This window comes from Microcystis sp. BLCC-F209, from assembly GCF_041928595.1.
GTDB lineage: Bacteria > Cyanobacteriota > Cyanobacteriia > Cyanobacteriales > Microcystaceae > Microcystis.
Genome location: NZ_JBHFLL010000077.1, coordinates 19,768 through 31,855, shown reverse-complemented (window position 1 = coordinate 31,855; position 12,088 = coordinate 19,768). Strand labels below are relative to the sequence as shown.

Genomic DNA, 12,088 nt, shown 5'->3' with positions numbered 1-12,088 from the left:
ATCAATGGCACCCACCTACTTAGTTGTTTTGCCGCGGTGCTTTGATTAGATTCCCAACCACCACATATCGGGATCAACATCTTTTGCCTGGGTTTTGATCACCTCCTTGTGATCTCGGAGCCGGTAGGAAGACTGAGCTTGGTTAGCGGCATAATCCATGATGGCTTCATATTCGGCCTCCTCTTCCGTCGGCCAATGCAGAGGAGGAATAAAATTCTGTTGCTTCATCTCTTCTGTATAGATAGAAAAACGACCCGGAACAGTTTTTAACTTAACCATCTGCTCGATCAATTGCGCGTGTAGTTCCAGGAATTTTTCTAAATATTCTGGTTTACCCGCAACATTGGTTTTTTCCAGAGGGTCATTGACTAGGTTGTACATTTCGTACTCGTAATTAGTCCCCTCGTCGTTAAAGTAAACAGAATATTTCCACTCTTTGGTGCGGATAGTACGGATACGTCGGGGAATGGTTTTGAAAAACCGGGGAGGCAGCGTACCATCATCAAAAGTAAAATGAATGGCATCGCGGACTTCCTGATTGGGATTGGTGAATAAAGGCGTTAGGTCACAACCCTGAAAGGCAAACTGGAACAGATCATATACCCCGGCAAATTTAGCCAGAGTTGGCACTATATCCAAGGTCGTGGCAAAGGAATCGGTACTAACGGCTTTGGGGAACAGATTCGGGTTAGAAATAATCAGAGGAACCCGAAGCACTTCCTCGTAGGCATTGAAAGGCTTTTCTCGCTGACGGTCGTGGGCCAGGCACATTTCCCCATGGTCGGAAGTCCGCACGATTAAGGTATCGTCAATTAATCCCTTAGCTTCAAGGGCATTCAGCACTTCATTGATTTGGTTATCTGACAGTTTTTTCAGATAGCCGTAGAAGTTAACAAACATCTGCTGAACTTGCTGACTATTGGTAGCGAATTTACCATCTTTTAGTTCTGGTAAATCTTCATACCACACCTTTTCGCCGCTCCGTTTTAGCCGTTTCCAGCGTTGCTCTTCCTTGACTTGACAGCCTTGTTTAAAAATCTCCTGGACGGTTGGCTTAAAGGATAGATCCTCGAAGACAGTTTCGGGAATGGGAAGATTAAAATCTTTAAAGTCCTCTAGGGAATAGCCAGCATCTTTCTCAAAGGTAGGAGCCACATGAATATCATGGGGATTGACCAAAGACACCACCAAGCAAAAAGGACCGTCCTCGGATTTGTAATTTTGAATAAATTCGAGAACCCCTTGTTCTTCTGGGGGAATAGCCCCGTCAATTCCAGCCAAGATCTCTTGCTTTTTCGCTTCCTTTTCCTTCGGGGAAAGTCCACTAAAAGCTCCGCGTCCTTCCTTGGCATCTTGCTCAATGACTTTTTTGACCCCTTCTACACCCCGTAGATAGCGTTCATCATTGTAAAAAATTCCTTTGCCAAACTTGGTTAAATCACTGCGGGCAACTCCCGCATCAATCGGAGTCCAGCCATCGAAACCGTAGGACTGTTTCATGTATTCGATGTCTTCGCTTGACCACTTATCGGTGTCACTCTTGGGAACACTCAAGTGCCATTTGCCTTTCCAATAGACCTTATAACCAGCCGCCTTCAGAACCCGAGCTAGGTTCACCTGAGTGGGACTAAGAAGCTTTTGTTCTAGGGATTGTCCGTAGCTATCCTCATAGCGGTTGATAATATCGGAAAAAGGCTCGGCAATGGTGTTGATGACACCGTGTTGATTGGGATAGGTACTGGTGAGCAGAGTAGCCCGACTGGGAGAGCAGGCCACCGTTACCGTGAACATTTTGTTGAAGGTCAGCCCGTTCTTTTTCAGTCGTTTCAGGGCCGGTAGATGCTCATCTTCAAAGCTTTGCGGCCAGCGTTCAGCAACGGCGGCACTGTCTTGGTCAGTGAGGAAAACGACAATATTGGGTTTAGAGGCTTTGGCAGTTAAGGGGAGTTGTTCTTGCTGCCATGTTGCCCCGTTAATTGTGCCATTACTGCCCTTACCGGTTTTGTCAGTGACGATATTACCTGAACCTTCATTAAGGGGCCAATAGCCCACCAGGCCTGGTTCATTGCCTAGCAGCCGATAATTCATTGATTTTTTAATGTCTTCCGCGGACCGTGCTTGGTTCCAAACCTGCACTTCCCCGATTTGGCCGGCAAATAAATAGTCTGGGTTTCTTTCTGTCGCTCCTGCTCCAATCCGTAAGGGAGATTTCTTATTCGGGATGATTTTGGTAGCCACGGGGCCGCCGGCCAGTTGCCCATTGACATAGAGTCTCATGTTGTTGCCATCGTAGGTGGCGGCTAAATGCGTCCAGGTTCCCAGCACAACATCGGGACCGGTTACGGTCACCCAATTACCGCCATTGCCTGTCCAAAACTGCCATTTATTGTTTTCCCCAGCATAAAGGATGTATCCCCCCTGCGGGCTGTCGGTTCTGCCAGTGATCGGCGATCGCCATTGACCCTGTTTTCCCGTTACTTTAGCCCAACAGGACACGGTAAACTGTTCCGGGTTCAGTTGAGCATTGTAAGGAACTTCCACATAATTTCTTTGCCCATCAAAGGACAAAACATTGGACAAAACATTTTGTTGAGCAGACATAAAACTGATCCTTTCTTTACTTAGGGGTTAATTCAATTCAAGGCAACCAACTTAGTTGATGTCATCAAAGACGAAGACGAAATCAGAGTAAAAAACAAGGCATGACTTGAAGTCATTACTCTACAATTTCAATTTTTCTTGGGGAACCAACATCCTCAGACACAACTTCTACCGACTCTATTTGCTGCTTGAGCTTCAGTTTCAGTGCTTGGGTAATCGGTAAACCTTCAACTTCTTTGATTAAGTCTTCCTGAGCTTCCTGTTTACGACGATCTTTATAGATAGCACCAAGAACCGCTTCAATTCCATAGTTTGTCAAGACATCCCCCACCACAGTGGTCAGACTAAGCAGTCCCAAACCACCGAAAACGCCGAGGGGACCCCCTAAAGCTGCCAGAGCGAAGGCAATGGGATAAGTGGTAGCTCCCGAGGTGGATACCGTCACCACGAGAATTACGCCTGGGAGTCCCAAAGAACCAATTCTTTTGGCTACTTCGTCCAAAGAAACCCCCCAGGATGCCAGTTTTTTGCTGATTTCACCCGGGGCAGCCTTTAGTTTTTTGCTGATTTCCTCCCAAGAAAATTCTGAAGCGGCAGCTTGTTCGTTGACATTCTGGGATGAAGATTCATCAGCGCCAGCCTGTTCGTTAACATTCTGGGATGAAGATTCATCAGCGCCAGCCTGTTCGTTAACTTCGTCCATGAGAAACTCCTAAAAATCAATCTCCCGGAGTCTAACACACTTTTACCGAGGGATAAACCTATTTTAAAAATCCTTGACAATTCGTAAATATTCTGATTGACTGGTAGCACTTGCAATGCCTAGACAGCAGACCAACGGCCGCTAAAATTAGCCAATTATCAATAGCGTTTGAGCCGCGTTTACCCTGATTTCTGCCGCCACTATCTCACCCCCATGTAACCTTCCATACCAATGTAAATGTTGAACAGCTTATTTATAGCCCGCATTCCCTCTCTAGACTCGTATCAGTCCAACGTGCTTACCGATGGATGTTTAACCTATTCTTGGCAAGATGTTGGGGAAATATTTGACAATTTGTCAAGCTTTTTCAGGCAAGAAAAAATCGATCTAGCAGACTGCTTGGCCCTGGAATGTGAAAATTCTCTTCCCAGTGCTTTAACCCTGTTATTTTTGTTAGAAAAGGGCTATAGTTTCTTTTTGCATCCTCAGTCAAACTCGCCCTCTATTATTCCTGAGTTTTGTCGCTATTGCCTCACTCCTAAACTGGAAAAAAAAGACAGTTTAGATAACATTACGAATTGGCTAAAAATTACCGAAAATCATCAATATAAAACTATCGATGACAAGGGTAAAAGGCTATATATGAAGACTTCTGGGAGTACAGGAACCCCCAAAATAGTGGTTCATTCTCAGACTAAATTGCTAGAAAATGTGCTTAACTGTGTGGAAAGATTGAGATTAAATTCAGAGGCGAGAGTGGCGATTCCAGTCCCGATTTATCATCTCTATGGTTTAGGGGCTGCTTTTCTCCCTAGTGTGGCTGTGGGGGCCTCTATTGATTTACAGAAAGGTGCTAACCTTTTACGCTATCTTCAGAGAGAAAAAGACTTTAATCCTAATATTGCTTTTATGACTCCTAGCTTTTGTGAAACCTTAGTTAAAGGCAGAAAATCAGCCAGAGAGTATAAATTAACGGTGGTGGCGGGAGATCTGATCAAAGAAAACACTTTTATCAAATATGAAGAGAATTTCGGCCCCCTAGTTAAGTTATATGGCAGTACAGAAATGGGGGTAATTGCCGCAGGTAGTCCCCAAGAAGAATCATCGCTCCGTTGTCAAACGGTCGGTTTACCTATGCCAGGTGTCCGATTGCAACTTAATAAATCTTTAAACTCGCAAATGTCAGAAGTTGGGGAAATTTGCTGTCAGCATCCATCAGGTTTTGATGGTTATGTTGATCCGGCAGGAGTGCCGCTGATGTCAACAAATTCTGATGATTGGTTCCCTACTAAAGATTTAGGTAAGCTACATTTAGACGGTCATCTGGAAGTTTGGGGAAGATGCGATCGCAGTATTAACCGGGATGGTCTATTGGTCTTGTTTTCTGACATTGAGAAAAATATGGAAACCCTAGATGCAATTGAAGCGGTTGCAGTCCAATCCCATGGAGAGAGTCAAAGAGGCAAAGGTATAGTCGCTTTTTGTGTCTTGACAAAAGGGAGTCATCTGTCTGAGAATGAAATCAGAGAATTGTGCTTTGATATACTACCGAAAAGAGCGATTCCAGACCGCATTGTCACTTTGAAAACCTTACCGATGTTACCCAACGGGAAGATCGACCATCAGCAATTAGTCAGTTTTTTACCCAAAGCTTAGAAAATGGCGACAAATATTTTAAATCAACTCAAGACAATTATTGCCGAAAAACTGGATGTCAATCTCAAAATCGAGGAAATTGACGAAACCGCCTCCCTATTTGAAGACGGGTTAGGATTGGATTCCATCGCAGTAGTTGAGTTAATTGCTTTGACAGAACAGCATTTCGAGGTTGAGTTTGCGGAATCGGATTTAAATCTAGAATCCTTTAGCAATCTTAACGTTTTAGCTAGTTGTATTGCCCAGAAAATACCGGCAAGTGAACAATTAACGGTCACAGCTTGATCTAGAGTTAATGCAACCTCAATAACAATACCCTGGTCAAAAACCATGACTTTAACCATCGAACTTCCGAAAACCCAAACGCCGCAACGTTTACCCTTAAATCCTAACTATCCCCCCTTTCGTCAGTGGAAAGCAGGGGTAATCGCCGAAAAACTAGAAGAACAGCCAATCTGTCTCTATGTCCATATCCCCTTTTGTACCCAACGCTGTGCTTTTTGTTATTACAAAACCGTTGACCTCAAAGAGAGCCAAGTACAGGCCTATGTAGATACGCTTTGCCAAGAAATTAAACTCGTTTCCGAAAGATTCAATTTGAAAAACCGACGGATTCAGGCGGTTTATTTTGGCGGAGGAACTCCCACTACCTTAACCGGAAACCAGTTAGTCCAAGTTGTCGAGAATTTACGGGAAAATTTCTCCTACTTTGAAGAAAAGAAACAGTTTTCCGTAGAAGCAGAACCCTTGAGTGTTTCCCCATCAAAAATGAGGGTACTCAAAGAATTAGGGGTAAATCGCCTGAGTTTAGGTGTTCAATCTTTTAATGATCAAATCATCAAACTAAGTGGCAGAGGTCATGACGAAAAACAAGCTTATCGAGCGATCGATGTAGCTCAAAAAGCTGGCGAGGGGCAATGGTCAATTAATATTGACCTATTGAGTGGACTAGCCGGAGAAACTGTAGAAACTTGGCAAGAAAGCTTAGAATGCGCTCTGAAAACCGGTGTAGAAAGCATCACCGTTTATAAAATGGAAGCTTTTGCCAATACCCAAGTATTTGATCAAGGGGTTCGCCAAGAAATTATAGAATTGCCATCAGCAGAGCTAGAAATGCAGTTTATGCAGTTGGCCATGGAGCGATTTGCTCAAGCAAACTATAATCCTTGGAGTCATTTTACCTATGTTAAAAATGACAGCGATTTGGCCACAAGTACCAAACAATATCGCAGTGAATACATTTTTAATATTTGGCACGGAATGGAGTTTTATGGACTGGGAGTCTCTGCTTTTGGCTGTTTAGGGGATTCTCTGTTACAAAATACTAGCGATATGGAGAAATATGCGACCCTTCTGGCCCAAGGCGAACTACCCTTATCTCGCGGTTATAAGCTGACTAGCTTGGACCGGATGGTGCGGGAAGTTTTACTAGGAATCAAGACATTACGTTTTGATTTAATTGCATTTCAGCAAAGACATGGGTTTAAATTACAATCCCTTTGCGGGGAAACTTTGTCAGCGCTTGAAAGAGATGGTTTTGTCACCGTATCTACCCAAGAAATTGAATTAACCGCTAAGGGGATTCTTTATGGGGACTATGTGGGCGAAACTTTAGCAGCATCTCTCAAAAAACTCAAAAGTTAGTAAGTAGGTGGGTGTTAAAAATTGTCAGTTTCCCCCCTTAATCAGGGGGGTCAGAACCCCTTACTCAGTTAAAATCTAGAAACTGGATAATCGCTAACTAATAATTGTTCATTGTTGAAAATGACCCAGATGAGATGTGCAGAACAAACAGTTTAGCTCAGGTCCCACTTAATGATTTACCCGTGCTTACTGCTGCGGAAATTGAAGAGCAAGTAGCCGCTATTTATGGTCTTCTTGAAAATTGCTCCCTTCCCCAGGGACAACTAGAGCAACTGACCGAAAAACTGGCAGAATTTCAAAGCCAATGGCAAGCAGTTTTTGCCAAATTTGGACAGAACTATCGAGGAGAATTAGCCTATCGAGATTTAATCGGGGAATTTAGCCGAAAAATAGCACCATTATTACAAAAATGGCTATCCTCATCCGTGGCAATCCAAGAGATAATTAATCCTATTACTTCCATGCTTTCAACCCTATCCCCTTCCCCACCCCTGAGGGGAAAAGATGGCGAGATGCTTTCTCTGCATCAGAGAAAGCGTTTGTTAATTGCCAAAAAAAAGCACCAATCTCAGCTAGAAGTAGAAGATAAAAACCTCTCAATCCCAGAGTTTGAAAAGCCGATTTTTATTGTTTCTGCACCCAGAGCAGGAAGTAGTTTATTGTTTGAAACCCTGGCTAAATTCCCCGATTTATGGACGATTGGAGATGAAAGTCACGAAATTATCGAAGGAATACCCGCTTTACATCCTGCCGCACGCAATTTTAGCTCCAACCGATTGGATGAAGGCGATGCTACCCCAGAAATTAGTAAGACTCTGAGAAAAGGTTTTACCCAACAATTACAAAATCGGGAGGGGGTAAAATATTTAAACATTGCTGAAAATGAGCGTCCTAACAAAATTCGTTTTTTAGAAAAAACGCCGAAAAATGCTCTAAGAGTTCCTTTCTTAAAGGCTGTATTTCCTGATGCTCTCTTTATCTATCTTTATCGAGATGCTAGGGAAAATATTAGTAGTTTGTTAGAAGGATGGCGATCGCATCGTTTTATTAGCTATCAACCCTTACCCGGTTGGGAGCATAGTCAGTGGAGTTTTCTGCTCGTACCCGGTTGGTCATCTCTCCAGGAATCTTCTCTGGTAGAAATTGCCGCCTATCAGTGGAAAATGGCTAATTCCTACCTAATAGAAGACCTTCAGTCCCTCAACCCTTCCTGTTGGTGTTCGGTCAATTATCGCGATTTAATTGAACATCCCGGGCAAACCATTAATCATATTGCCCAATTTGCCCAACTGCATCAAGACAAACAAATCGAGCAAATTCTCTCTCAACCCTTACCCATCGCTCAAAGAACCCTATCTGCTCCTAGACAAGAAAAATGGCGCAAACATGAACGGGAATTGGCCACATTATCACCAGACTTAGAAAACATAATTGATTTTTTGCACTATCTTAAGTAGGTAGGTATTGAAAACTTTCAGATGCCCCCCTTATTAAGGGGGGACTAAGGGGGGATCGGCACCCCCCTTATTAAGGGGGGACTAAGGGGGGATCGAACCTAAAATCCATTTTTAATTTAATTATAACCAGCTACTTAAATCATGATTGAAGTACAATTACAGCCAATTGAGGAGAATTTTAGGGCAGAAAATTATTCTTATTCCACCACAATTCATCAATTATTTGAAACCCAGGTGGAGAAGACCCCTAATCAGATTGCGGTAAGTTTTGAAGATTCCTCCTTAACCTATAGGCAGTTAAATGATCGGGCCAACCAAATCGCCCATTATTTAATTGAATTAGGAGTAAAACCAGAACAATTAATAGGAATCTGTGTTGAGCGTTCCCTAGAAATGATCATCGGGGTTTTAGGTGTTCTCAAAGCGGGAGGGGGTTATGTACCCCTTGATCCTGCTTACCCCCAAGAACGGCTAAAATTCATCCTAGAAGATGCCGGTATATCTATCTTATTGACACAGGAAAAACCCCTTATAAATCTCCCCCTTGAGCAGATAAAAGTAATTTTTTTAAATAAAGATCAGTCCCTAGTTCAACAAAGTCAAGAAAACCCTAAAACTGCTGTAAACTCCGACAACTTAGCCTATATTCTCTATACTTCTGGCTCCACTGGCCTACCCAAGGGGGTTTTAATTACTCATAAAGGAGTAGTTAATTTAGCTCAAACAGAAATTAAACTATTTAACTTAAATCCCTCAAGTCGTGTTCTGCAATTTGCTTCCTTAAATTTTGATGCTTCCGTTTCGGAAATCTTCACCGCTATTTGTTCGGGGTCGCAACTTTGTCTAGGAAATTCTAACTCCTTACTTCCGGGGGATAACTTGCTTAATTTTCTGCAAAAAAAAGCTATTACCCATGCACAAATTCCCCCATCAGTATTAGCCGTCCTCCCTCAAGCACCCTTAAAACACCTACAGGTATTAATTGTCGGTGGAGAAGCTTGTCCCCCTGCCTTGATGGCTCAGTGGTCAGTGGGAAGACGCTTTTTTAATGCCTATGGCCCCACCGAGGCCACCGTTGATGCCACCATAGCAGAATGTAGCCCTGATAGTCCCTTAACTATCGGTCGTCCTCTTGCTAATACTCAAGCTTATATCCTTGATGAGTCTCTCAAAAAAGTGGCTGTGGGGGTTGCGGGAGAATTACATATTGGGGGAGTAGGTTTAGCTAGGGGATATCTCAATCGTCCCGAATTAACTGCGGCAAAATTTATTCCCCATCCTTTTGATGATAATCCATCGGCGAGGTTATACAAAACCGGCGATTTAGCCCGTTATCTTCCCGATGGTAATATTGAATGGTTAGGGCGTATAGACTTTCAAGTTAAAATTCGTGGTTTAAGAATTGAATTAGGGGAAATTGAAGGCATCTTAAACGAAAATACCGCCATTCACCAAGCGGTAGTCATTGTCCGTCAAGAGCAGTTAAATGATCCTCAATTAATCGCTTATGCTGTTATTAACCCCACCGTTAAAGTCGAGCAAGTTCTCGCTCAATGGCGCGACTATCTAAAAGAAAAGTTACCCCATTATATGATTCCCCGGGCATTAGTAATTTTAGAAAAGATGCCTTTGACCCCCAATGATAAAGTTGACCGTGCAGCTTTAGCTAAATTGCCCCTAAATTATGATACTTCTCGTCTGGTTACACCGCCACGAAACCCAGAAGAAGAACTATTAACCGCAATTTGGGCGGAGGTTTTGGAATTAGAAAAAGTAGGAATTGATGAGAACTTTTTTCAATTGGGGGGACATTCCCTCAAAGTTATTGCCCTCTGTAAGAGGCTAGAGTTTTATTTTGAAAAAAAGTTTGCTGTAGAAACTATTCTTGATGCCGCAACGGTGGCCGAATTTGCCGAATATTTACGGAAAACTCATCCAGAGCTAATCGAAAAAATTGAGAAGATAAAATTTAATGAGGTAATTAATCCCTTAATCATAGACAAAGATTTCATTGCCGATTCTTCCCTGGAGATTGATTACTTATCTGGCTGTCCTTATTTTCCCTTATCTTTGACTCAACAGAAAAGATGGGCCTATGAAAAATCTAATACAGTCGTCCATTTTTCGGGTAATTTTCGACGACACTACCTTAAAGGAGACCTCAATTTAGCCGCTTTAACAGCCAGCTTGAATGAGATTATCTATCGCCATCAAATATTGCGTGTTACCTTTCGAGAAGTCAACGGTTCCCCCGTTCAGTTAATTAACCCCTACACCGAAAAAAACCTACCCATAATTGATTTACAAACCTGGCCAGAGAACCAGAAAAATGAGGAATTAGCAAGATTATTACAAGAGATTATTAATCAACCCTTCAACTTGATTAATGGCCCTTTAATCAGACTGATATTAATTCGTTTGGATGAGAAGGATCACATTCTCCTCACTCACATCCATGATATTATTATAGACAATTCATCCTTGACGCTCTTTTTTAAAGAATTGGAGCTACTTTATCAGGCTTTTGTCTTAGGTGATTCCTCCCCTTTACCTCCCTTACCTATCCAGTATGTTGATTATGTTCAATGGCAACTAAAATCCTTTAGTTCTCAACTAATTGAACCGAAAATTAACCACTATAAACGTATTTTAGAAGCGGGAGAGTCACCAACCTTAAAAATTCCCCCACACCTGATTTCGCCGTCTAAATCTAGTGATAAATTATCCGATTCATCGGTTTCAAGTCTAGGGACTAATTTTGATTTTGAAATTCCTAGGGATTTCACAGAGAAATTAAACATCCTCTGTCAAGAGCAAAGAATCACTTTATTTATGACTGCACTAACAGCCTTTGCTGTTTTACTCTATAGCTATAGTGGCTGTGAAGATATTATCATCCGCGCTCCCCGTGACGCTCGTAATCATCCACACCTGAAGCCTCTAATCGGTTTAATTAGTAATATAATGTTGCTCCGAGTTAATTTAAGTGGTAATCCTACTGTTAAAGAGTTACTAACGCAAGTGCGAAGGGTAGTATTAGAAGCTTTAGAGTATCAAGATATTCCCTTTGAGCATTTAGCCAAAGTCATCAAACCAGAATATCGCCTTGATAATTCTAGTTTTAAAGCAGTTATTACGGTTTTGTCAGAGTCCCCCGAAGAAGAATTGAAACTACCGGGGTTAGAGGTGACATCTTGGGAAATGGAAGAGTTTGAAGTTAGGCCCGACTTAGAGTTAATACTCTGGGAAAATAAAACTTCCCCAAAACCCTTTCTTAAGGGTTGGTGGCAATATAAAAAAGATTATTTTGAGTTTGATTCAATGACTCAAATTAACCGAGATTTCATGCAGATATGGTCGGAAATTGTTACGAATCCTGATCAGCCAGTTACTATCTTCCAAAATCTTAAAAGTATATAGCATCCCTTACAAAACTTTGTCCCTATCTATGATAGCTTGTAGGTTGGGTTGAGCGATTTAATACTTGCAACAAAACTGATCGAGGCAATGGTTTGAGGAAAACCCAACATTCTTAAAGACATCGGTGCAGTTGAGCTTCCCTCAATCGTCGATATATTTGACAGACAAGAGTTATTATTGTTCAACCCAGAAAATTCAGGTACTTTTCCCCTGAAAATTAGGTAATTGACCAGATGAAAAGCGGTAAAGCCCTATACCCTGCCCCCACGAGAAACTTTTTCAGCATACCCTAACTATGAATTGACAAAAGGGAACAAGACAACCTATCGACAACTACAGCTATTTTCTTGATTTACTGGCAAAAACAAATCTCCCAAAAACTCAACATTCTAATTCTTATGAAAGCAGCCCCTAGAAAATTCCGATTTTTCTGGTATATTTTCTTAAATTTCTGTCTGACAATTCTTTTCTCCCCCATCGTTCAAGCTTCTAGGGGAAGCACTATCGATAGGGGTCAATCCTTCCCATTAATCCTTTTAGGATTAGTCGCCTTTGCTTTATTTATCTATCTGTTCCTTGTCATTTTTATACCGGAGAGGTTTTAATC

The 12,088-nt window shown here is 42.1% G+C and carries 8 protein-coding genes; 6 read left to right on the top strand and 2 right to left on the bottom strand.

The window, feature by feature from the left end; all coding sequences use genetic code 11:
• Positions 1–45: 45 nt before the first annotated feature.
• On the bottom strand, positions 46–2,601 hold the full coding sequence (locus ACE1AQ_RS04805; RefSeq protein WP_374807965.1) for a sulfatase-like hydrolase/transferase: 2,556 nt from the start codon (positions 2,599–2,601) through the stop codon (positions 46–48).
• 115 nt (positions 2,602–2,716) lie between these two features.
• Positions 2,717–3,304 (bottom strand): hypothetical protein, encoded by a 588-nt coding sequence (locus tag ACE1AQ_RS04800; RefSeq protein ID WP_106909803.1) that lies wholly within the window; start codon positions 3,302–3,304, stop codon positions 2,717–2,719.
• A gap of 237 nt (positions 3,305–3,541) precedes the next feature.
• Between ACE1AQ_RS04800 and ACE1AQ_RS04795 the strand changes: the two genes are divergently transcribed.
• The 6 genes from ACE1AQ_RS04795 (at position 3,542) to ACE1AQ_RS04770 (ending at position 12,086) form a co-directional block, all read left to right on the top strand.
• Positions 3,542–4,960 carry an AMP-binding protein gene (locus ACE1AQ_RS04795; RefSeq protein WP_374807963.1) on the top strand — a complete coding sequence of 473 codons (1,419 nt, stop codon included), beginning with the start codon at positions 3,542–3,544 and terminating at the stop codon, positions 4,958–4,960.
• Between the two features lie 3 nt (positions 4,961–4,963).
• Positions 4,964–5,245, top strand: a complete 282-nt coding sequence (locus ACE1AQ_RS04790; RefSeq protein ID WP_008199665.1) for an acyl carrier protein — start codon at positions 4,964–4,966, stop codon at positions 5,243–5,245.
• Between the two features lie 45 nt (positions 5,246–5,290).
• On the top strand, positions 5,291–6,604 hold the full coding sequence (locus ACE1AQ_RS04785) for a coproporphyrinogen-III oxidase family protein (protein ID WP_008199664.1): 1,314 nt from the start codon (positions 5,291–5,293) through the stop codon (positions 6,602–6,604).
• A 182-nt stretch (positions 6,605–6,786) separates the two neighbouring features.
• Positions 6,787–8,061 (top strand): sulfotransferase, encoded by a 1,275-nt coding sequence (locus ACE1AQ_RS04780; protein ID WP_253882630.1) that lies wholly within the window; start codon positions 6,787–6,789, stop codon positions 8,059–8,061.
• A 141-nt stretch (positions 8,062–8,202) separates the two neighbouring features.
• A complete protein-coding gene (locus ACE1AQ_RS04775) occupies positions 8,203–11,481 on the top strand; it encodes a non-ribosomal peptide synthetase (protein WP_110545865.1) in 3,279 nt (1,092 codons plus the stop codon).
• Between the two features lie 398 nt (positions 11,482–11,879).
• The gene (locus ACE1AQ_RS04770; RefSeq protein ID WP_051011164.1) at positions 11,880–12,086 is read left to right on the top strand and encodes a potassium-transporting ATPase subunit F; all 207 of its coding nucleotides are present in this window, start codon (positions 11,880–11,882) and stop codon (positions 12,084–12,086) included.
• Positions 12,087–12,088 lie beyond the last annotated feature (2 nt).